Annotated in this window: 16 protein-coding genes; 2 read left to right on the top strand and 14 right to left on the bottom strand. The window is 37.9% G+C overall.

What is annotated here, in order from left to right:
• Window positions 1–363: 363 nt before the first annotated feature.
• The 4 genes from HF876_RS16920 to HF876_RS16905 form a co-directional block, all read right to left on the bottom strand.
• Window positions 364–606 (bottom strand): hypothetical protein, encoded by a 243-nt coding sequence (locus HF876_RS16920; protein WP_169361226.1) that lies wholly within the window; start codon window positions 604–606, stop codon window positions 364–366.
• Window positions 607–767: 161 nt separating this feature from the next.
• The gene (locus HF876_RS16915; RefSeq protein WP_169361225.1) at window positions 768–2,984 is read right to left on the bottom strand and encodes a hypothetical protein; all 2,217 of its coding nucleotides are present in this window, start codon (window positions 2,982–2,984) and stop codon (window positions 768–770) included.
• 152 nt (window positions 2,985–3,136) lie between these two features.
• Window positions 3,137–3,583 carry a VCBS domain-containing protein gene (locus HF876_RS16910; protein ID WP_169361224.1) on the bottom strand — a complete coding sequence of 149 codons (447 nt, stop codon included), beginning with the start codon at window positions 3,581–3,583 and terminating at the stop codon, window positions 3,137–3,139.
• Between the two features lie 87 nt (window positions 3,584–3,670).
• A complete protein-coding gene (locus HF876_RS16905) occupies window positions 3,671–4,135 on the bottom strand; it encodes a VanZ family protein (protein ID WP_169361223.1) in 465 nt (154 codons plus the stop codon).
• 218 nt (window positions 4,136–4,353) lie between these two features.
• Here HF876_RS16905 and HF876_RS16900 point away from each other — a divergent pair, with 218 nt between their 5' ends.
• Window positions 4,354–5,571, top strand: a complete 1,218-nt coding sequence (locus HF876_RS16900) for a hypothetical protein (protein WP_169361222.1) — start codon at window positions 4,354–4,356, stop codon at window positions 5,569–5,571.
• Window positions 5,572–5,783: 212 nt separating this feature from the next.
• Here HF876_RS16900 and HF876_RS16895 read toward each other — a convergent pair whose 3' ends face one another.
• The 10 genes from HF876_RS16895 to HF876_RS16850 all read right to left on the bottom strand — a co-directional run bounded on the left by HF876_RS16895 (window position 5,784) and on the right by HF876_RS16850 (window position 20,895).
• Complete coding sequence (locus HF876_RS16895) at window positions 5,784–8,372, bottom strand: bifunctional 2',3'-cyclic-nucleotide 2'-phosphodiesterase/3'-nucleotidase (protein ID WP_251552660.1); 2,589 nt, start codon at window positions 8,370–8,372, stop codon at window positions 5,784–5,786.
• A gap of 536 nt (window positions 8,373–8,908) precedes the next feature.
• A complete protein-coding gene (locus HF876_RS16890) occupies window positions 8,909–9,667 on the bottom strand; it encodes a hypothetical protein (RefSeq protein WP_169361221.1) in 759 nt (252 codons plus the stop codon).
• Between the two features lie 416 nt (window positions 9,668–10,083).
• Entirely contained in the window at window positions 10,084–11,484 is a 1,401-nt protein-coding gene (locus HF876_RS16885) for a sodium:solute symporter family protein (protein ID WP_169361220.1), read from the bottom strand.
• 21 nt (window positions 11,485–11,505) lie between these two features.
• Window positions 11,506–12,639 (bottom strand): M24 family metallopeptidase, encoded by a 1,134-nt coding sequence (locus tag HF876_RS16880; RefSeq protein ID WP_169361219.1) that lies wholly within the window; start codon window positions 12,637–12,639, stop codon window positions 11,506–11,508.
• A gap of 16 nt (window positions 12,640–12,655) precedes the next feature.
• On the bottom strand, window positions 12,656–13,825 hold the full coding sequence (locus HF876_RS16875; protein WP_169361218.1) for a metal-dependent hydrolase family protein: 1,170 nt from the start codon (window positions 13,823–13,825) through the stop codon (window positions 12,656–12,658).
• A gap of 111 nt (window positions 13,826–13,936) precedes the next feature.
• Window positions 13,937–15,490: a helix-turn-helix domain-containing protein gene (locus HF876_RS16870; RefSeq protein ID WP_169361217.1), complete on the bottom strand. Its 1,554-nt coding sequence runs from the start codon at window positions 15,488–15,490 to the stop codon at window positions 13,937–13,939.
• Window positions 15,491–15,850: 360 nt separating this feature from the next.
• A complete protein-coding gene (locus tag HF876_RS16865; RefSeq protein WP_169361216.1) occupies window positions 15,851–16,894 on the bottom strand; it encodes a GDSL-type esterase/lipase family protein in 1,044 nt (347 codons plus the stop codon).
• 189 nt (window positions 16,895–17,083) lie between these two features.
• On the bottom strand, window positions 17,084–18,409 hold the full coding sequence (locus HF876_RS16860; protein WP_169361215.1) for an ABC transporter permease: 1,326 nt from the start codon (window positions 18,407–18,409) through the stop codon (window positions 17,084–17,086).
• A complete protein-coding gene (locus tag HF876_RS16855) occupies window positions 18,406–19,065 on the bottom strand; it encodes an ABC transporter ATP-binding protein (RefSeq protein WP_169361228.1) in 660 nt (219 codons plus the stop codon). Before HF876_RS16855 ends, HF876_RS16860 begins: the two co-directional genes overlap by 4 nt.
• A gap of 699 nt (window positions 19,066–19,764) precedes the next feature.
• Entirely contained in the window at window positions 19,765–20,895 is a 1,131-nt protein-coding gene (locus HF876_RS16850) for a hypothetical protein (protein WP_169361214.1), read from the bottom strand.
• A 318-nt stretch (window positions 20,896–21,213) separates the two neighbouring features.
• Between HF876_RS16850 and HF876_RS19210 the strand changes: the two genes are divergently transcribed.
• Window positions 21,214–23,736 (top strand): winged helix-turn-helix domain-containing protein, encoded by a 2,523-nt coding sequence (locus HF876_RS19210; protein ID WP_277347139.1) that lies wholly within the window; start codon window positions 21,214–21,216, stop codon window positions 23,734–23,736.
• Window positions 23,737–23,844: the final 108 nt, after the last annotated feature.

Here is a 23,844-nt window from a genome sequence, read left to right as displayed (position 1 = left end):
CAAATTTACGACAATGAGCAGATAGTTTACTACAATCCTGCATTACTTTACGACAATCAACCCGTAAATTACTACAATCCCGAGCCAGCTCTCCTACTCCAGTCAAATTTACGACAATGAGCAGATAGTTTACTACAATCCTGCATTACTTTACGACAATCAACCCGTAAATTACTACAATCCCTTGCCCGCTCTCCTACTCGAGGCAAATTTACGACAATAGGCAGCTAGTTTACGACAATCAGCTATTTCTTTACGTCAAATCCCTCGCAAACATTCTCTTTTCCAATCAAATTCCTCTTCCAAACTAAAAAACAGGTTGTCCGAAGATGTGGATCTTCAAACACCCTGTTTTCTATAAGCTTAGTGGTTCAACCTTGGCTTTACATAACCAAAGCGGTGGAATAGTACCTCTCCTGCAATTTCTATGTAAGTTTTGGCTTGGTTTGGAGAGCAATACATAGCTCCCTTCTCTACAAATGGCTCTTTATCGTCCGAATGATTATAGTCCATGACAATTACTATATTTTTGCGATCCTCTTGTAGTTTATTTATCATGTACTGTGTAAAGGACGTTTTACCCAAAATGATATTTACTTTTAGCACTTCATCACCTCGTTTGTAAAAAGAATAGTGTTACTTTATATTCTATAAGATGAAAACTGAAAAGATTGTCGAAACTAGGCGAGAATCCATATTTTTTTTATTAATTTATAAAAAATAAAAGCTATTCCCCGGGAAATATATCGAAGAATAGCCTTTATTGATTATTTTGAAGAATCTCGAAGAATTGTACCATCCAATTTCGAGGCTTTCACACTGTATTCTAGCTGGTCTTGATTGACTATGCCAGAGGTCGAAGTAATAACAAAAACGGATGCATCAAAACTAAAGTTGTCATCTCTTGAAACAAAATCAACGATCTTTAAAGTATCTTCATCCACATAATCTACACGCACTTCCACTGACCTGCCAAACCCATCATTTATAGTGATCGTCCCAGAAATCTTTGTCTTAAAGGTGTGATTAAATGAAGGATTTATAAATTGGAAATCAAGCGTATCCATTATAGAAATTCCTTTAGAGCCTTCGTCATGGTAAGTGATAGATGTTGAGGCAAAAGCTCCCTCCTTTATCGTAGCATTGGCCTGATCCACCGAGCCTGTGCCATCGATACCATCCTGTCCGGGACCGTACTGATACGCAACAAAGGTATTTTCTATGTTTTGAAGCAAACTAACGGTTCCAACTGTCCAATTTCCTTCCTTGTCCACAGTTATCATACCAACATAAGCACCATTACGATAAACCTTCACTTTATTTCCTGGTTCAGCTGTTCCACTTATCTCGTAATATGAGCCATCAAAAGTAACAGATGATTTAACAGGATTCTTAATGGTAACAGGGGCATAACGAGTGATATCCGAAATAATATTCCACGTTGATATATCCTTTGGATGAAGATTATACCCAATCGTCAGCATATCTCCCTCAGTCAAAGCCGCTACAAATTCATCTACAGAAACAATCTGACCATGAATAAAAAATAAGTCATTCATATCCCATTTGTATTTAATCCCGTTAACTACTATGAAATTTGAATTCTTATGAATAGGTGCATTTTCCAGCTTTAAATTGTATTCTCCTGCATTAGGTTGAAGCTGGTGGAAATAAGTAATTGCAGCTTTTTTACTTGTTTGATTGCCATCAAGCTTTTGAATGGTTGGTTGCACGCTCGTTGCCTCACCTGAAGAAGCCTTTACCGTAAAAACGACATGACCGTTCTGGTCGGCATAATGGCTCCATTCCTGACTTCCAGTATTAACCTGCCCATTAAAGGAAGTAATAATAGCTGTCGTAGCTTCTCCATTAGGTTGAGCCAGGTTTATTTTTACTCGGCCGTTATAAGGTGAACCATCGCCATTTGTAAACTTCGCAATATACACACTAGTATCCGTCGTTTCAAGGTATTGATCTTTTAAATCCGTTAATGAAATACCTGATGTGTCCTCAACTGAAGGTGTCGTAAATTGCACGGAATGCCCTTTCCATCTCAGGGTGTAGTCTGTAGCTGATTCTAATTCTGAAGTTGATAATTTAATAGACTTTCGATCATCTGAAAGCTTGGCCTGCTGAATTATTTCCCCCGGAATAATAAACTGACCAGGTTCTAAATGATTAACGTTGTGATCCATTGCTTTTGACAATTTCAAGGTTACTGTATGTTGGCCTTCAGGTGTTGCAAAAAGAGGTAACATAGGAATGGCATCCTCTACAGCCTCGTATTTGTTTACTAGCTTGGAGTGAAATCTGTGGTTGTTCTCGAAATCGGTTAAGTATTGATGAGCCTTCATCAGCTCTAAATCAGCTTCTATGTATTTATTTTCCTTCAAAAGTTGTTCTGCCTTTTTTATATGCATATGTACGGTTACATCGTATCGAATACTTTGTATGAGATGTTCAAAGGTGGGCTTTACTGAGTTTCGTATTCCGTCTCTAGTGGACTGCCCATAGACTCGATCCAGTAGCTTGGCTTGCTTACGATACTCTTCCGAGGCCACGTGGTAGGCAGTTTCTATATCATCTAAATTTCCAGAGGATATTGCTTGTTGAACATTCGACGTTAGGACTTTTATTTTTTCACTTGAAGTAATTGCATCTATGTATGCTTGTGCTCGCTTTACTTGGACCTTTGCGTCTACCAGTGATGCCTGTACACTTAATCGCTTAGAGCTCGAGAGACTGGCAGCCGCTTTTTCTGCTGCTTCTATGTATTTTTTTGCTGTATTATATTCTTCATATGGCTTTGTTTTGAAATCTGCAAACCCTTCTACAGAAATGGCCCACTTTAAAATGGTGCTTGCATTTTGCGCATTTATTACAAGCTGATTCACATTTGTTGCAGCGTCAGCTTGGGTCAATGGCGTAGCTGCTATAATTGCTGAGGCTGCTATAGAAATTTTGAACGTTTTAGACTTTCGCATATGGTGCTCCCTTCCTTTTATATTAATCATAACATGTAAATTAAGGTAAAAATATTACTAAATTTAGGCAATTTTTAATTATTTATTTAAATATTTACCAAACAGATACACATAAAAATGTCCCATCAACTCAATGATGGGACATAATTAGGCTACTCAACAGAGATGACAGTTAGATTATCTTTTTTAGGAGGCTCCACTGGAAGCGTATCTCCTGGTTTTGGATTAGCTGGCGTTTCGACTACATCTGGTTTATCACCTTTTAATAATTTTAGCTTAGCTTTCGATGGAGTTTCGTACTTAATAGATATATCCTTTTTCACGAAGTTCCCTCCTCCTACACCATAAAGACCATTGTGGGCACCAATATAGCGATATACGCGGTATTCCTCACCCTTTTTCAAGCTTCGTACCTTTGTTAAAGATTGATCAGCCTCTAGTTTCCAAAGCGTTGTATCGGATTGGACCGTTACTTTTCCAATTTGACCAACCTTTAGCTCAGTTTTTCCCCACATTACTTTTCCAACTGCTTCAGCGGTTACAGAATGAAGTAATGTAAGAGAAACTACTAATATTAAAAATGAAATTATCTTTTTCATAAATAGGAGCCTCCCCATTAAGTTCAGAATATTTATTCTTTATTATAGAATACCATATATACTGTAAAAGTGGCATACACAGATAAACTAATTGGAAGAATTCAACCGGGAGATGAATACACGAATTTTAGAAAGCAGTACATACCCAATAATTCCAATACTAGCACCCACAGTATCTATAAATACATCCCTCACTTGGGCCCCCCTGCCTAGTGCAAATAACTGTAGTGTCTCGTCTGCTATAGCAAAGACCACGCAAATAACTAGTGACAATGCCATACTTGGCAGGAGATTTAATCGCGTAGATTTTAAATACTGCATTAAAAGAATACCAAGGATAAAATACACTAGAAAATGAGCTTGTTTCCGTATAACGATGTAGTAGTCATCTTTAATTATATTAGTTTCAGGTGCAACAACATTTGCGGCCTGTTTAATAGTATGCGCTACGTTAGAGCTCAGTTGGCTAGAGACACTTGCTGGCTGTTGAGATAAATAAAAAATAATTCCCATCCATATAATTACTACACTAAATAGAAAAATTTTCCTCATAGTTCTATATTCCTCTCCTATTATTAAACGCTCTGTAGACTACCTCTTAATACCATTTTAAACCATATTATCATTTAAAAATACTTATTAATAATACTTAAATTAAAAAATTTATCGAAATTTGTAGAACTATTTTAGTACCCAAAGCAAGACTTTTGTATTACAATCATATTAGTCTATTTTTTGACAATTCCATTTTTTTGAATTGAGGTAAGGAAATGAAAGAGGATCATAACCTAAACGAACAACTTTTTATCACCCTTTTTACAGCTTACATATTTAGCAAAGTAATACATATAGCTTTACCGACATTCAACCTACTTTTATTATTTACATTAATGACGGTGATTATAACAATCCTCCGTATATTCTCAAACTATATGGTAGGACAAGTAATTGTATTTACAGGAATAGCTCTTCAACTTACTTACGTTGTAAAATTTATATTTCCTCTATCATTGATAGGTTTGTCAGTGGTCGGAGGTACTTTTTTAGTTTTACTGATCACCACTTCGTTTTTAATTTCAGAAAAAGCAACTAAGAACTCTATTAATCAAAGCTTATTAGCAGCAAGTTCAATTTCTGTAATGTATCTATTTATAGCAAATACGCCCTTATACCTTCTTTTATATCTGACATACCCAGTAGCCGTTTCTTGTATTTATGTGAGTTTAAGCAAAAAAGCAGAATATGGCTTCACCATTGTGATGATCAACACTTCTACTTCCATAGCAGCAGCCTACTTAATATCTTTACTTTTAGGATTACCAATGACAGATACTATTTTGATAGCAACATTAATTTCAACTCTCGTCGTTTCTTTTATGTACAATGATGAAACTAAACTAGTATTTATGCTAGGATATCAACGTTTCCTTACTCAAAAAGAAAATTTAAAGAAAGATATTTTTATACTAAAAAGAGCATTATTGAACGTAAGTGATCTGACAAGTAAAGAACTTTTAGAAGCAGTAAACTCACTAAACGATTTTAAGCGCGAAAGAATAGTAAAGAATTTAAGTCCGGGCATCATCACAAGATTTGACTTGCAAGAAAGACATAAACAGTTAAAAGCTACCGTATGGCTCCTAGTTTTTTGCGCGTATGTAACATACTGTGCCGTAGCATATTATGTTTCCACTATCTCACACGATTATTTAATTGCTTTTTTAATCTTTGCCCCAATCTATTTCCTAAGCGTCCCTTATATAATCAGCCAAATTCTGTACAAAAATCTTATTCGACACGTAAATCAACAATTCATCATTCCTTACAACAAGCTCATAGACAAGAGAGATACACTTAAAGAGGAAATTACCAATCTACTACTTGCAAAGGGATATAAAATGGAAGACAAAGATTTATCTTTTGTCTCTGCAACCACCTACTCTACTTACGGCGGTAGGACAGATTCAGAAACTCCAAACGCTTTCTAACAAAAGCAGTCGAAGCTCACTAAAGAGCCTCGACTGCTTTTTTCAATTAATATTAATAACTGCCACAATGGTATTACGGGTGGTTATGTTACAGGTGCCAGGCACCTGTAACATAAGAGAGACACCTGTATCACAAGACGTAATAATCCAAACAAAAAAATCCTTTCTAGCGAATAATGCTAGAAAGGATTTTTAAAGGTTTTTATTTCACCTTATTTAATAGAATACTTACCAAATCCGTCTGTGCCTTCACCCATGAATTGAATGTTGCCATCAGCTGGAATTACTTTTGCTGCATTTTTCGAAGATTCGAATACGATTTTTGCAGTTGCTGGAAGAGGTGCAAATTTCCAGTTTCCATCAGCAGAAGGATCGATTGTTTTCTTCTCTAGAATGTAGTCAATGATTGCTTGACGGTTTTCATCAGGATATACTTCTGTTTCGGTTGCATTACGCACACCTGGGAATGTTCCATTTGCGCGGTAATTATTTGTTGCTACAATGAATTGTTGCTTTAAATCGATAGGCTTGCCATCAAATTGTAGGTTAACAATACGTGAAGCATCTTTATTAACTAAATTACCATCTGGATCATATTTCGCTGGTTTTGTTACATCAATTTCATATGTTACTCCATCGATTACATCATAGTTATATGAACGGAAATCTGTATTGATTAACTGTTGTTCACCTGTTTTGTTTGCATCAATTTGGTTGAATTGCCCAGCAGACATCTCTAACCAGTCTTTCACATCTGCCCCAGTTACTTTCACATAAGAAAGTGTGTTGTCGTACAAGTATAGATCTGCAACGTTTTTAATCGCTAACTGACCTGTAGGGATATATGTGTAATATTCTGAATCGCTTCTTGTTCCTGCTTTAAATGGAGCACCTGCAGATAGAACTGGAATGTTCTCATTTGCAGTTCCTTTTAGCTTAGCTTTTACATATTCTGTTTGTGCATCTGTAACGATTTGGATTGATGGATCATCTTGCACTTGAGAGAAGTAGCTGTGAATATCCGCTGTAGTTGTACCTACTGCTTGGCGAACATAGCTAATAGTTCCTTCATGCGCTTCTTTAACTGCATTTACAATTGTTTGGTCTACATCAGATGCATCCTTAGCAATTGTACGAACTTCTGCTTTAGAAGAAGCAACTTTCCAGCCTTTGCCGTCTTTTTCAAGCGTTAAATCAATTACACCTAAATGACTACCAAACTTACCAGGCATTACAACTGGCACGCCGTTCATCGTTCCCTTGTCGATATCCACATTAGTTAGGGAAGCATCCACTTTGCCAGGGAACACTTGGTGCGCGTGACCTGTGATAATTGCATTTACATCCTTAACTTTAGTTAATAAATAAGTTACATCCTCTTCGCCAACCTCATGTGTTGCATCACCCATACCTGAGTGAGAAAGAACGACTACTACATCAGCTCCTGCTTTTTTCATTTCAGGAACAACTTTTTCGATAGCTTGAACTGAATCATCTACTGTCACTTTTCCTGTTAAATGAGATTTATCCCATTTTAGGATTTGTGGAGGTACGATACCAGTTACCCCTACTTTAACCGTGGATTTATTACCAGCTGCATCAACCACTTCTTTGTCGATTAATACGTATGGTGTATAAGCTAACTTACCAGTAGCTGCATCACGAACGTTTGCATTTACATAAGGGAAATCTGCATCATCCATTACCTCGTCTAAGAACTCAAGGCCATAGTTAAACTCGTGATTACCGAATGTTGCACCATCATAGTCTAAAAGCTCCATCGCTGTAATAGAAGGATGCTCTTCTCCATCCACTAGCTTGTCCACTGAAGATTTATAAGAGCCTAGAGGAGTCCCTTGGATAGAATCTCCGTTATCAAATAACAATGAATTACTATTTTCAGTACGTGCATTTTTAATTAATGTTGCTGTTTTAGCAAGACCTAAGCTGTTAGAAGCAGTGTCTTTATAATAGTCATAGTTTACGATATTAGTATGAATATCAGAAGTTCCTAAGATACGTAAAGAAACAGTTCCTTTATCTCCAACCTCGTCACCAAACTTTTGATTATATAAATCTTTTAAAAATTGTTTCAATCCTGGGAATGCATTAGAAGCAGGAACCTTATCAATTAATGGATAAACTTTAAGAAGAGCAGCCTTAGCTTCCTCTTTCTTACCTGCTTGCATTAATTTATCCGCTTCCACTATACCCATGAAAATAGTTACTGGAATCTGTAACTCGTCACGTTTAGCGTTAGCCGGATCTTTATATTCTTTTAACAATAAATCACGTGCCGCTTTACCAGAAAAACGATACATAATAGATGTTCTAGATTTTAACTGAGCAGATAACGCATGATAAGACTTTTCAACCTGGAATACGTTTCGAGAAGCTTCTGCCTCTTCAATGTCCTCCATGATTGGGTTCAAGTATTTATCCGCATAATTATAAGCATCAATATAAGGGATAATTCCTTTTGAAATTTTTTCATTATACAAAGCATCTAAATCTTTTAACATAGTAGCTTTATTTTTTGCATTAGATTTAGCAATAGCAGCTTTCGCTTTCGCATAACTTGCTTTCGCCTTGTTTAAAGCGGGATATAATTCTTTAGAAGTAGCAATTTTACCTTTTTGAGCTGGCACAACGTAAGCATACGCTGCATTTTTCATGTCCATACGAGCTTGGTCTACAATTTGTTGTGTCGAACTACTCGCAAAAGTCACATTTGCTGAAGCAAACAATGAAGTCGCAAGTGCAGCAGCAACTACCGATTTTTTAATAGAATCTTTTTTCACAATCCCACTCCTGTTTCTAATTATAATTAATACTCTAACTAGTCTACCTATTTATAAAACATAAAATAATTAGGTACTTCCTTAAAGATAATCAATTATCGTAACTAAAACAATACACTCCCTGTTAAGACTATGTAAAATCTATCAAAATACATAGAACATATCCAAAAATCTAGTAAACAAACACACAAAAATACTGGATTATAGCGTTTATATTACAGGTGCCTGGCACTTGTAATATTCTTGATGCAGGTATTCCTTCGCTATATCTTGTACCATTCTGTCCACACTACCAATCCTTGTGAAAATTTATTATTACGAGTGCCTGGCACCTGTAACATATTGTGCGAGATTTCTACCACCGCTTAAATTCAAAAAAGACCAGCTCAGTAGATTACTGAACTGGTCTTTCTATTAGTTTTAAAATAGTTAGAGATTATGGAGTCCCTTCTATACGAGTAAGCTGCTATTTTTCCTATAGAGTTTACATAGAAATTCATCCATACCTAAGCGCTAAGCGGTTAGAAATAGCTAACTTACTTTGCCTTTTTTATTTCTGCGTCATACTTTTCATTTATCCACTGTTTAAGGCCTGGGAAAATATTAGACTCTGGCATTTTATTAATTAAAGGTCCGACAGTTTGAAGGACTTCTTTTGCTTCTGCTTTTTTACCTTCTTGCACTAACTTATCTGCTTTGACTACTTGCATAAAGATAGTTACAGGAACTTGTAATTCGTCACGTTTAGCATTAGCTGGATCCTTGTATTCTTTTAACAATAAATCACGTGCAGCTTTACCTGAAAAACGATACATGATTGACGTTCTAGTTTTTAGCTGAGCTGATAATTCATGGTAAGATTTTTCGATTTGGAATACGTTACGTGAAGCTTCTGCTTCAGCAATATCCTCCATGATTGGGTTTAGATATTTGTCTGCATAATTGTAAGCATCAATATATGGAACAATACCACCATTTACTTTTTCTTCATACATTGCATCAAGCTCTTTCAAGATTTTCGCCTTATTTTTGTCATTAGACTTAGATACTTGAGCCTTTGCTTTATTATAGCTTGCTTTCGCTTTGTTTAAAGCTGGGTATAACTCCTGACTTGTAGCAACTTTACCTTTTTGTGCAGGTACCACATAAGCATATGCCGCATTCTTCATGTCAATACGAGCTTGATCTACAACTTGTTGAGTCGAACTACTAGCAAAAGTTACATTTGCAGAAGCAAATAATGACGTGGCAAGCACAGTAGCAGCTACCGTTTTTTTAATAGAATTCTTTTTCATAAATCCACTTCCTTTTCTTTTTTTGAGCCATTTATTATTTTAAAATAATAATTTACTCTTAACTTTAACATAAAGAAATAATCTATGCAAAACAAGAAATTCACACTAAAACAAAGAAAAATCAATCTTTCTAATTAAATATATAGTTATTTATGGTAAACTCTTAACTATTTATTAAGGATAAAAATATTATTATAAAACAATTGTTATTTATTAACATTACAAGAGACAGTTTGTTACAGGTGCCAGGCACCTGTAACACAACACACTATCTCTATACTATTTCTCTCTAAAAAAATAAAAAATCCCTTGTTCTCCTATTTCAGAACAAGGGATTCCCATCAACTATATATTCTAGTATATTTCACGTGCCTGGCACCTGTAACACCGCTCGGCACCGGTAACACTTTATCACTCTAGTTACTGGCCAGTTTTTGTTTTACGCTAGCTGCTGGTTGGGTAAGTAGGCTGACGATTATTAAAGTGAGGACGGCCATCGGCAATGCGAATAATACGCTATTTAGCTCAAATGGCTTACTCAACACTACTTCCCATAAGATCGTGCTTACTCCTCCTACTACCATGGAGCTCAACACCCCTGGTTTAGTTGCACGCTTCCATAAAATCGTCGCAAGCAGTGCAGGGGTAACGGCTGCTCCGTACATCGTATACGAGTACATTTGAATAGCTAGAACTGATGGGAAGTACATGGCAAGCACATATGCTAACACGCCCAACCCTACAACAACGTAGCGGTTCATCTTTAATAGTTTTTTATCTGGGATATCTTTTTTGCTATACCTTTTGTACATATCATAGACAATGTTTCCAGAAGCCGAGAGTAAATACGACGTTCCCGTGGTGATGATAAAGGCCACAGACGCACAGAGAACTACCAACCCGATTCCTAATGGCAACCCATTTATCGCCATATTCAGCACTGCAGTATCAGGAGTAATATTAGGGAACATTACAATTGCCGCAGTTGCAAAAGTTATCGTTAATCCAATTACCAGAACACTTCCTACAAAAAAACCTATCGTAGAATTTCTAGCTGTTTTTTCATCCTTTGCCGCAGCAAATCGCTGATACATGTTTTGATCACCAAGTATCAATAAAAACAAAGGTAAGAAATACCCTAATAATTGTAAGTTACTAAGCCCGCCATTCCATTGCTTTGTCTGCTCTGGGAGATTTAGAGACAATCCCTCCAAGCCTCCAACTCCATTTAACACGAAAGGCAACCCTACTAAAAAACCAAAAACAATTAGCAGTGCACTTAGCGCATCTGTGTATGCAACCGAGAATAATCCACCACTCACTGTAAGGAAAATAACAAGAATAGCAATAATAATAGCACCTGTCTGAATTGGTAGCCCTGTCGTGATCTGTAATACATACGCTCCACCAGTAAACTGGTAAGCCGTAATTCCTACATACGCTAGGAGTATTAAAATACTTGCAACAAGTCTGGCCTGACTTCCAAAACGCTTTTCAATAATTTCTGGAACAGTAAAAGCTTCCCCTTTTCGAACCCTACCTGCGATAAAATAAAGTACGATAATACCGAAGATTCCACCCGACAGATTGAAAATGGCTGCCCATGGACCATATTGATATATGAAGCTTGCTCCACCCACAACCGTCCCTGAACCTACAAAGGTAGCTAATAAAGTTCCAGTCATAACCCATAAGGGGAGTGTTCTGCCTGCTGCCATAAAATCTTTGCTAGTCTCAATTGATTTTTTACTAAAGTAAACCCCCATCAAGGCCATTACAGCTAAATAAATAACGACGGCTATTAAATAAATACTCATTCCTTTCCCTCCCCTAATTAGTTATAAAATTAAATCCTCTAGCTTACTTGGATAATGAGTAATTAACTGTGTCCCCTCCCCCCTTAAAATGACTGTATCTGAATGCCTAAAGCCTCCAACACCTGGTATGTATAGCCCTGGCTCCACACAAAACACCATATTTTCCTGTAATACAAGGTCATTAGAATACTTTAATGACGGCTCCTCATGAAGACCTATCCCTATACCATGACCAGTCCGATGTCTCACATATTGCTCCATATTTGCATCTCGGAAAACCTGTAAAGCAACCTCGTTTACCTCTGCTGCTGTTACACCCACACGTATAAAGTCTAATGCAGCCTGTTGCGCTTCTTGAGCCAGCTTAAATGCTTCCTCCTGTTCTAATGTAGGATTACCAACAAAAAAAGTACGTTCACATTCTGCACGGTATCCATTTATACCAACCTGTCTGCTGTGAATCACAAGATCATTCTTATTAAGCTGCCTTGTATTAGAGAAGACATGCGGCATATTCGTACGTTCTATTCCAGAAGGTGACATAACGAAGTAATCTAACGTCGAATTAGGATGCCTCTTTGCTACCTCTAGAAAAAGAGCTGTATTTCCAAATTGATCTATCTCCATTTCAGTCATTTCAGGTGTTGCATGCTCTAACGACTCTTTTAATGCCAGGCTGACCAAGTTACCTGATTCAATAATTTGTTCTATCTCTGCTTCCTCTTTAATAGCTCTCATATGGATAATTTCATCATCTATGCTAACTAAATCAAATCCCTTATCTCTCAACCTCTTTCCTAATTCAACTGGCAGAGAGGCAAACTCGACTCCAATCTTGGAATTTTTCGGATAAGAGGCAATCACTTCTTCAAATAGTTCTGTATAAGAATTAGCCTGTGTTTGATGCAAAGGTGTTTCATAATAAACAAGTAGATGGTCCGCTATAGACTTTTCCTTGGCATGAGTCTCTTCTAAAGATGGCACTACTAGTTTTGTATGTTGTTGATCTACAAACAAAACGATCGGTCTAGAATATGTGATTGCCTTTAATCCACTAAAATAATATTGGTTTTCAAAGTTCAAAATAACTGAACATGTCAGCTCCTTGTCATCCATTACCTGGCGTAGCTGATGAACCCTCTTTTCTAAATTCATATGCTTATCCCCTTTCTTAATTAATAAAGTGTCCATCCTTCATAATCCTTTTATTACCCTTCAAAATTGACAAATCGTCTAATGGGTTATCCTCCAAAATTAATAGGTCTGCGTACATTCCTTTCTTTAATAAGCCCCTATCACTCAGCCCTAAACATTCTGCAGCTACTTGTGTAGATGCTTGAAGAACTTCCATTCTAGACATTCCCGCATCCTCCATTATTAATAATTCGTCAAAATAGTAGCTCGGTGGAGTAACTGGTGAACCACAATCTGTCCCAGTTGCTATCTTTACTCCAAGCTGTACAGCCTGCTTTAGCATGTTCTCATGTGGTTCCACTACATGCTTTGCCTTTTCTAACGCCCATGCTGGTATATGCTCATCCGTAGCTAATCTTTTCATAACAATCATCGTGGGCACTAAATAAGTGTCATTCTCCTTCATTTTTTTGAGTGCACTTTCATCTGCATAAATGGCATGCTCAATTGTGTCCACTCCTGCCTCTATACAATTGTGAATTCCTATCAAGCCTTCAGCATGTGCTGCTACCTTCTTATTCTTCTTATGTGCTTCTTCGACGGCCGCCTTCATCTCCTCCACATTTAACTGCGGAGAACCTGGCTCCTCTCCAAAAGTATAAATACCTCCTGTTGCCATAAGCTTGATCAGATCAGCGCCTTCCTTCATTACCTCACGGGTAGCTCGCCGAACAGCATCGGGACCGTCTGCTTCTTTACCTAAGTAATGGACATGTCCCCCTGTCATACAAACTGCAGGACCAGAAGCAACAATTGTTGGGCCAATTAGACTTCCGCTGTTTATCACATCTCGTAAATTTAAAACACTTTTCCCTGGAGAGGCAACGTCTCGAACTGTGGTGATCCCCTCCTTTATCGTTAGTAGTGCATGCGAGTACGCCTGAAGGGCAACCTTCGATTCGTCTAGATGCTCTATCTTCTTTTGCGGATCTTCCGTTCCATCCCATACTAAATGCACATGACAATCAATTAACCCTGGCATAACAAACTTTCCCTTTACGTCAACTAAATTTGCAGATTCCGTCTGCTCTACTTTTCCAGTGCCAACCTCTACTATTTTTTTATCCTCTATTATCAGATAAGCGTTTTCCTTTATATCTTTATTTAGTCCGTCAATTAACGAGCAGTTATACAAAATAGTCTGCATCTATATCCCCGTCCTCTCTTTAGTTAATAGAAATTTTAGATTTTTCTAATAAATTTTCCATTAGTTAAGGAGCACAAAAAAAAGAGACTATTTTATAGCCTCTAAACAAAATTAGTCGATTAACCTTAAGGCAATCGCAAATAGTAGGTAATGATTTTGATTTTCAAAGCTAATATCCGGGTATAGATCTTGAATTTTTTCTAGTCGATAGCTCACAGTATTACGATGGACAAATAATTCCTCTGCACTTTTTTTCAGACTAAAAAAATTCTTTAAATAGACATCCAATGTTTTTGTTAATTCTGCATGATTACATTCATCAAATTCTAATAAAGGCTTAAGCAATCCCCTTGCTGCCTCCTGCATCGAGCTCTCCTCTTTAATCAAAAATAAAAATCTTTCCACACCTATGTTCTGGAATAGAATTAGATTACTATTCCATTGATCTGTAAGCTCTAGACAACGCTTTGCTTGTTTATACTTAAGCGAAAGATCTGCTTCAACCTTAATAGGTCTTCCATCACTAACTCCACATTGAACTCCTTGCAAAGCGGATAATAGCTCCTTCAAATGTTGTATTTCATACGGAATGGAAGTGAGGCAGATAACCTCCTGTTCATATATCCAAATAATATTATCTGAATTTATTCCACCCAGCTTATCGTAAATGACGGTAAATCCATAATTAATTAAATCTTCATTATCAAAACGAAATACATACAGATAAGGCATTTTTTTTAGAGAAGAAGAAAGGCTAGAAGAGCGACTAGATTCACGGCGTTTATTTTCAATAATCGCTTCCAATGTTCGTATCTCTTGGTTTTTCAAGAAACGCTCTAACGATTTTCTTTTTACGGCATCCAGCAGTAATGCCGTCCTCCCATACTGAATGGCAGAGTTAACCATCAACTCCTCCACCCCGTTATTACATATGATTAAGAATCCGTGATTTTCTGTATGCTCCATAATAGGGAGAACCGAAAATGCCAAATCATGCTGTGTAGAAAACGACTCGGTCAATACCTTTTCTACCTCCATGTATTTCCCCTTGTATAACGATTCTTTTTCTTGCTCTAAGACGGCTTTAACAGTAAGGCTATATTCCTCTCGATTGTATGTATTGTTAGTCCAAATAGAAACAATGTTTAAGCTTTGATCCAGAAAAACGATTGGTGAAGCAAGATACTTCCCTAACGTTGCAACGATATAACTAACTCCCTTATCTTGCGCAACTGCCTCTAGTAATTGAAGATTCATCTCCTCAATTTGAACACGAAGAGCATCATTCTCTCCTAAAAGTAGCTCATTAAACTCTTTAAAAATCTCCTTATAAGACAAATCAATGGGTATTGTAAAAATAGGAAGCGAATGCGTATTAGAAAGCTCCAACAAGCTTTCTGGGACCACCGCACAACCAGCAGCATGGATACCTAGTGCTGATATCTTTCGTGAAATCAGCCATTCCACATGCGAAACGATTCCCTGCTCACCCTCAAAAGCCGCAAAAGTAGTCAAAATAAACCCAAAAGGATGAACACGCTCACTCCTTAACGGAAGCTCCTGAATATTAATATAATCTATTCCTCTTCCCTTCCCTTTCTCCCCACCAACCAAAAGAATCCCATACTTCTCTAGCCTACAAGCCAACTGCTCAACTGAAACCAAACCAATCACCACCCACATCATTAATATATTTAAATAACATACTAACAGAAAATTTAGTCACTTTTCTAACTATTTATCCAAGCAGCCATTATTACCCTTCTATTCCTCACTATTCCCCCATTATTCCCCCATTATTCCCCCCCATTATTATATGGATATTATGACAGGTGCCAGGCACCTGTCATAATATCCATATAATAAAACTCAACACTTTTCTTACATAACCGTCCTCAAATACATAGAAAAAAAGCCTATCTCATCTTTTAAAGATGAAATAGGCTTTTTCTTCTTTCCCTAACCACCAACTACTTTGGGAAACTCAGAGCGACTAAAAATCATTAGTGTCCCAAAAGCTATCTTCTACTTCACTACAAATTTCACTAACACACTTTCCGTTAAAGGTTTTCCATCTGTCCCCTTCAGCTCATTGGTGATCATTAGCTCGTAGGAACCTGGTTTATATCCACCTTTTGGAGCGAATACCTCGACTTGCTTCCCATTTGCCTTGGACACAGCTTTATCAACTGGTATTGCTATTGAACCATCCTTCATGACAAAAATGGATTGATTCAAACTTGCACTGTCGACATCCTTGCTTAACGTAATTGTCCATTTTTTATCAGAGGCTACGGGTATATTTTTCTCCATTACTCTGCCCCATCCAAGCGGTAGCTCAGGCAGTGTTTTTAAGAAAAATTGGTCAGCTATTACTTGGTAGCCAGCTTCGTTTGGGTGAATATCCTTTGGATTTTCCAAATAGACCGTCCCCTTTGCATCAAACGCTGGCGCCACATTAACAAAATGCACCCCTTCACTTTCTGCAATAGCCGCTATTCGGTTATTTACAATATTGAATGCCATTTGTAGCTGCTGTCTCGTTGCAATATCCGTCATATGTGGGAACGGAAAAAAGTAGCCGAATAAATAAATCTCAGCATCTGGGTTAATAGCCTTCACTTGTTTAACCGCTGTTGTCAGATTCTCCGACACCTTACTCAATATTAAAGTTGCTGCTGTAAGGTCCACATTCACACTTTCATCCTTAGGGTCATAAAAGGCCTGGATAAAATCATTAGCACCACTGACGATTGTTACTAATTCAGCTTCCTTCAACGCCTTTTGAACATCTTCTCGCTTGAGCTTCTCTAAAAGTCCATCCGTCGTTTCACCGGATTTAGCAAATTCCTTCGTAAAAGAGCCTAAACGTCCTTCCTTCTCAAGCTTCTCGCTAATTATGTCTGTAAATCCACGCCCAACTCTTTCTCCATATGGCGTTTGACCACTAGCGATGGAATCTCCTAACGCCACGTAATCTATTTTGTCATTCGCCGCAAAAGCTGCTGGCATATTTACACTAAAGACAAACAAACATAAAACCAATAATATTTGTACCTTTTGTTTCACTATTTTTCCCCCTTCTACAAAACTCTATATCTTATCTTATTCCCTAAATCACATCAAAAAACCTTTAGGTAAATAAAAAAAGTACAAGCTCCATAAAAATCAAATAGCAAAACAAATATTATTACAGGTGCCAGGCACCTGTAATAATATTCCTATAATAATCCTATTTGCTTTTCCAAAGGTCCAAAACTAATCAAACCGCAAAGCCTCACTAGGATTCATACGAGCAGCCTTCCAGGCAGGATAAATGCCGAACAGGCTACCGATGCCAAAGGATGTATACAGCGCAAGCTTAACCGCCCATAAAGGAAGCACCAAGGCAAAGATATCCACATTATTGTTCCAAAACTCTATAAACAAATATCCAAGACCAATCCCGGCAGCTCCACCGATTACACATAGCAGCAAAGTTTCGAAGAAGAACTGCATCAAAATTTCGAAGGTGGTAGCACCAAGTGCCTTTCTTATACCAATTTCCTTCGTTCTTTCTCGGACAGACATCACCATGACATTCATGATTCCCATACCGCTGATCACTAAGGCCGTGGCAGTAATTCCGAACAACATCACCTGCAATATAGAAGTTACCTTGCCTAACGCTCCGAGCATTTGCTCCTGCTTCACCACACTGAAATCAATTTCTGTATGGTTCGTCATGATTGCACTAAACACTTGCTCATCCACCTGATCGACGGCGTCCACACTGGAAGCCTCCACAATCATCTTCGTTAAGTTCTTCATATCTGTATTCTCAAGAGCCGTCTGAATCGGAATAACCACATTATTATCTGTACTAGACCCTAGCGTGGCGTTTGGGGCGAGCACTCCAATTACCTCATACGTTTCTTCATTTATCGTAACAGTTTGTCCGACTAATGAAGGCTCTTCCGCAGATGCGGTCTCTCCTAGGAGCTTATTCATGATTCGCTTCCACCATGGATCGGGTTCCACTTTTTCCTCCGAAGGCATCCCTCCGCCCTCAGCAGGAACTTCCTTATTTCCAAGCAATGCCTCGTGAATATTGTTACCAAGCACAATGACCTTAGCCTTCCCATCCTGCTCCTCTTGCGTAAAGAATCGTCCCTCCGACAACGCGGCATGCTGCACTCTCAGAAATTGATCCGTTGTGCCAACCATAGCTGACTGAGCACTCTTTTCATCATATTTCACTACATTGATCGTTTCCAAAATAGGAGTTACCGTTTTGACATCCTCCACATCTGCCACAACTTCTGCATCTGCATATGTAAGCGTACTTGGCACGCTAGTCAATCCGCTAAGTAAATCCTTCTCTCCGTTTGTAGTATCGAGCAGTCTACCCGGCATGACAAGAATTTGTTCTGCTCCTAGGCTTCCCATCTGTTTCATCAGCGTGTCTTTTACCCCTATAGCAATCGCAGATAACACAATGACTGCAAACATCCCAATAATCACCCCAGTCATCGCCGATAACACGCGAAGCCGATTCGACCATAAACCAAAGCAGGCCAATTTAAATGATGTAAATAGCTTCATATAAGTACCCCATTCTGCAGCGTTAAAATGCGCTGTGCTCGAGAAGCTACTTCCATGTCATGCGTGATGATAATAAGGGTTGCTCCTTTTTCATGTACTCGATCAAATAAGTTCAAAATGCTTTTCGTTGTTTCCTCATCCAAGCTCCCTGTCGGCTCATCGGCAAGTATAAGCGAAGGCTCGTTGACCAAGGCCCTTGCAATAGCGACACGTTGCTTTTCACCACCCGATAATTGGTCGGGCTTATGGTTTTTCTTATCTAAAATGCCCATCTCTTCTAACATAGCAAGAACGCGAGCTTTCTTTCGTTTAAGCCTTTTTCTCCCGTATGTTAAGGGGAGTAACACATTTTGATATACAGACAAGTTGGGGATCAGCTGAAAATGCTGAAAGACAAATCCTATCTCCTCATTCCGTAGCTTTGCCCGACGAGCTTTACCCATTTTATGTACTGACTTTCCAGCTAACATATAGCTTCCTTTATCTAACAAGTCCAGAGTTCCTAACAAATTGAGCATCGTGCTCTTCCCTGAACCGGACTTCCCCATGATTGCCACGTACTCTCCCTGCTCCACACGAAGATCCATCCCGCGCAATACTTCCATCTGCTTTGTCCCTGAACGATATTTTTTTTGCACATCTCGGAGTTCGATCATTTCGCATTCCTCATTTCTTACATCCTCAAGTGTCCTCATTCCCCTCCATAATACGACAAATCAAATCAAATGCCTCCAAAAAGTGGGTAAAATGCCTCTATTCTACCACAACGAAAAAATAGGGACATGAGATTCTGACTGTCTTGCACAGAGCATGAATCTATCTTTCTAACCGTTTTCCCTCATTTCCCTCTCTTTCCGACAAACAATCCACCATCGAATAAAAATCGTTCTTTTTAATTGAAAATAGAGTTCAATTACTATGAATAAAAGATTACAAATAGACCTAGCCTTTAGTATGTTCCTCCTAAAAAAAACGTTCATAATAGAACACGCTCCCTCCATATAATCTATTAACAGGAAATAGTCGAAATCAAATCCAAATTTCTGCCGGCTTTCGACGAATAATATGGTTTTAACTTGCTATATTGATACAAAAGCAGAGGGAGATGTAGAATATGCAGTCCGATTTTAATCAGCTGTTAGACAACGTCATTGGTCCTCGTCTCATTTTTCATGTCATGGAGTGTTACATTTGTGGGTACGATGAAATTTACTATCAGCACCCCGATACCCAAGAACAAATAGGCCACGCTTGTGAAGGGTGCAATTATGTGAAACCCTTCAGCTTCCAAAATGAACATTCATAAACAAAAAAAGACCACGTAAAAGTTTAGCTTTTACATGGTCTTTTTTTGTTTAGTTAAAAACTAGTATAAATACGACATCCAAGGCACCATTATTAACGGTGACTGGAAGATTAAATGACTTGCCTTTTAATTCAGATAGCACTTTTGCATCTGCAGGAAACAATGCCTTTAATTCATTCATAGCCGCCTCTGACAATGGATCGTTTCCATTCACCTTAGACACACCTAAGCTACTAATGAGGGTCGGATAAAATCCTTTACTCAAAAAGTCTAACATACTGATATCTTCCTGAACTGTTATCGTTATAGAATTGGACGTGCTAGAAGATAAAAGAATATTTTTTTGGCTAGCATTTACTGCCTTCACGAGGCCTTCCACCTTTGCATCAAGTACCTGCTGTTCTGTGGACTGGATAGGAAGTCCATCCACTATCCCTTTAATTTTAGCTACCTCAGCCAATAAAATAGGCGAATACTTACTTGTTTTCGGTAACCCTTCCATTAAGGCATTTATTTCTGCATATACTTTTAAAGCTTCCGATTGTTTCCCAGCCGTATATAAGCTGTTTAACTCTACTAACTCCATATAAATGGTGACTGGTAGCATTAGTTCATCACGTTTTGCATCAGCAGGCTTTTTATACTTTTCTAGTAGTAAGTCCCGTGCAGCTTTGCCAGAAAAACGATATAAAATAGAGGATCGATCCTTTAATTGATACGATAGCTTATGATATCCAGCAGCTACTCCTGCAAAATCGCCCTTTGCTTCCGCTTGGCTAATCTCCCTCATTAGAGGTTCTAAATACTTCGTTGCGTAATTATACGCATCTATATAGGAAACTAATCCCTTAGTTACTTTTTCATTGTAAATGGCATCCATTTCCTTCAATGTGCCTTCTATCTCGCCTGTAGATAATTTGGATGAGGTAACGACACTTTTTGTGATCTCATAATTTTTCTTCACACTATTTAACGTAGCATAAAGCGAGTCACTTGGGATTAAATTCCCTTCAAGCGCCGGAGATACGTATATCGTAGTCGCCTTGTGTAAATCACTTTTCGCTGTGGCTACCGATTGCTCCACTGAAAATGATTTACCATACGCAATTGGTGAAAAGGCTATAACCGAACTTGTTAATAAGGCTACCGCTGTTGCTGTCTTCCATCCCTTATTCCTCAAAACTATTCCTCCTATTGAATTGCTCAGTTTTTTATTTCAATTCTTAGTGCATTATTCAAAAGATCATTAATATACTATATTTTATCAAGTATCCCCCCCTAACTACTTTAAGAAACCATTTCTCATTTGCAAAATCCCTTAAAAACACATACCACTTAAGCTTATACGAAATGATTTTCAGAAAATATTGAGGAATGTTAATTATTTTAATTTTTTGAATAAAAAGTTGCAGATTAATAGTATAATAGATTTACAAGGAGACTAGTTAATTATTCTTATGTTTTCCAAAGTATAAGCAACCCATGGAGGTAAAAGAGGATGCAAATGGTCTGGTTGAGTTCCAAAACAACGGTACCAAAAGCTACAGCAGAAGCATTAGATAGAGAAAGATTATATGAATTACTTCAGAAAAACCATTCAAAGAGAATCACCATTCTTCAAGCACCAGCAGGCTACGGTAAAACAACGCTATTAAGCCAATGGTTTAACCAAGCAAATGACACCGTTACATGGATTTCCCTGAATACATCTGACAATGATCCGATACGATTTTGGAAATATGTTATTCATACGACATCTAATGTTACGGAGAGTAACATGTATAACACGCTCGCCTCATTGTTCCAATCACAGGATCCTTCCACGTTAGAATTTTTGATTGATTCTTTCTTAAACGAAATGAGTTTAATGGAACGTCCCATCAGTATTGTGTTGGAAGACTATCATCTAATTGACAATAAAGTGATTCATCAAATGCTTACCCAACTAATTGAATATCTACCTGACAACGTACACGTCTACGTAACTAGTCGTGAGAATCTCCCCCTCCCAATCGCCAAGTGGCGAGTTAAATCCTGGCTCAATGAGATAAGCATGGAACAACTGTGCTTTACATTTGAGGAAATTGAACAATTTTACGAAAAGAAAAACCTCGAAGAGAAGCTACTACATCACGTATTAAACACCACAGAAGGCTGGCCAGCCGGCATCCAATTAACGAGTATTTCAATGAGGACCAACTCCAACAATGCATTAACATTAGACAAGATGAACCCTTTACAGCCCTTGATCACTGATTTTTTATTGCAAGAGATACTAGATACACTTCCGTCAACTATTCAAGATTTTCTTCTGAAGACGTCTTTTTTACAATCTTTAGAACCGGAAATTTGTAATAGCCTAACGAACCGAAGTGATAGCTATGCAATGCTTATAGAACTAGAAAACAAGGGAATTTTCACTGTTCGTTTAAACAATGCCCAACCGATGTTTCGTTACCATCATTTATTCGCAGAAGCTTTACAAATTGAACTTAAAAATCGTTATCCAAAGGAATTTGTTTCATCCATCATCTTGGAAACCGCGAAGCTGCTTTACTTAAAAGGTGATATCAACAGTGCGATTGACTTGGCCTTACAAGAAAGCGCCTTTACGCTAGCGGAGTCGTGGATAACAGAACATTTAGTAGAAATATTCAAGAATGGAGAAACCTCCACTTTTTTAGGTTGGATCCAAACTTTAAGAAGAAACGATTACCCAGTTAATTATGAAATATTAGTGATGTACACCATTACCTTAATATCTGCCCTTCAAATAGAAGAAGCGGGTCTAATCATTTATGAGTTAGAGCTAAAGCAACAACTAGAACAATGGATGGATAAAGAGGAGAACAAAGGAATAGCTGATATTTTTACAACACTGCAGGTATATGCACTTATTAGCATGGGGACAGGGATTGAAAAAGCGATAGAAATAATTCAAAGGCAAGTAGACCAAGGATATGTTAGTTCTAGGTGGGATGGAATACCGATAAGGTTCAACTTATTTGAGCATAAGCTTACTCGAACTAGCATTGGATCCAAGGGTAGGTTTATGTCGTTAGAAAAAGCAATTCCGTTTGCAAAATTATTCCGTGAAACAGAATTTAAGGAAAAAAATATGACTCTCTTCAGCTACGGGGCGTCAGCAGAAACATTGTATGAAAGAAACTATATCGATGCGGCCATTGGAGAATTAGAAATTGCTTTAAAGTATGGCCATAGCCTAAAAGATCCTGGATTATTTATTCCCATGTATGTTTTAAAGTCTCAAATTTATGCCTTAAATAAAAACTTTGTAGCAGCTCATGCATTATTAGATAACGTACTAGATTCAATAAATGATAAGCATTGGCAAAATATTTTACTCACGATGAAAGCTCGTTGCTTTTTATTAGAAGGAAATACGTTAAGAGCAGAAGCAGAGCTACGAAAAGCTGAATCGAGACAACCTTTTTGGTTACTCGTCCATGCTCGACTGTTGCTAGCAACAGCAAAGGTAGAAGAAGCCTTAAAGACTGTAATCCAAGTGAAAACTAAAGCAATAGAGGAAGATCAAGTATCCACAATCGTAGAAGCTTCCTTGTTAGAAGCAATTTGTGAAATGGAAATGGACCATAAGGACAGCGCCTTGAACGCATTGCATGAAGCTTTGAGCTACGGCTCTACTTATGATTACGTCCGAACCTTCCTAGATGAGGAGGGGAGTATTAAATTATTAAAAGCATATACCAAAGAACGACAAAAACATAAAAAGACAGGCTGGAATTCGGTGCCGTTAAGCTACGTAGAACGGCTCATAGAAAGCAGCAGTCAAGCAGAGAGCAGCATACTAGACCAACTAACACCTCGAGAGCTGGAAGTTTTCCAACTACTTGTAGATGGTGCAACCAACAAGGAAATCGCACAAAAACTATTTCTATCCGAAGGAACCATACGCGTTTACCTAACAACGATATACAGCAAGCTAGGCGTGAAATCAAGAGCTAAAGCAATCCTGCTATACAACCAAAAATTCTTATAAACACAAGAAAAGCGGAATCGCCTGTCTCTGTCCCGACAGGCAAATGGGAAAAAGCGAGGAGGCAGTTCCTCAGCCACCGGAGCTTTTATCCATTTGACCCCGAGGGGC

Origin of the sequence: Psychrobacillus sp. BL-248-WT-3 (genome assembly GCF_012843435.1) — a bacterium.
Taxonomy (GTDB): domain Bacteria; phylum Bacillota; class Bacilli; order Bacillales_A; family Planococcaceae; genus Psychrobacillus.
The sequence above is the reverse complement of the archived record's forward strand: the minus strand, read 5'-3'. Positions and strand labels throughout refer to the sequence as shown.

Coding starts and splice junctions, on each gene's coding strand:
- HF876_RS16915 (WP_169361225.1), bottom strand. CDS start 2,984: ATGCGAAAGTCTAAAACGTTCAAAATTTCTATAGCAGCCTCAGCAATT.
- HF876_RS16910 (WP_169361224.1), bottom strand. CDS start 3,583: ATGAAAAAGATAATTTCATTTTTAATATTAGTAGTTTCTCTTACATTA.
- HF876_RS16905 (WP_169361223.1), bottom strand. CDS start 4,135: ATGAGGAAAATTTTTCTATTTAGTGTAGTAATTATATGGATGGGAATT.
- HF876_RS16900 (WP_169361222.1), top strand. CDS start 4,354: ATGAAAGAGGATCATAACCTAAACGAACAACTTTTTATCACCCTTTTT.
- HF876_RS16890 (WP_169361221.1), bottom strand. CDS start 9,667: ATGAAAAAGAATTCTATTAAAAAAACGGTAGCTGCTACTGTGCTTGCC.
- HF876_RS16885 (WP_169361220.1), bottom strand. CDS start 11,484: ATGAGTATTTATTTAATAGCCGTCGTTATTTATTTAGCTGTAATGGCC.
- HF876_RS16880 (WP_169361219.1), bottom strand. CDS start 12,639: ATGAATTTAGAAAAGAGGGTTCATCAGCTACGCCAGGTAATGGATGAC.
- HF876_RS16875 (WP_169361218.1), bottom strand. CDS start 13,825: ATGCAGACTATTTTGTATAACTGCTCGTTAATTGACGGACTAAATAAA.
- HF876_RS16860 (WP_169361215.1), bottom strand. CDS start 18,409: ATGAAGCTATTTACATCATTTAAATTGGCCTGCTTTGGTTTATGGTCG.
- HF876_RS16855 (WP_169361228.1), bottom strand. CDS start 19,065: ATGATCGAACTCCGAGATGTGCAAAAAAAATATCGTTCAGGGACAAAG.
- HF876_RS19210 (WP_277347139.1), top strand. CDS start 21,214: ATGCAAATGGTCTGGTTGAGTTCCAAAACAACGGTACCAAAAGCTACA.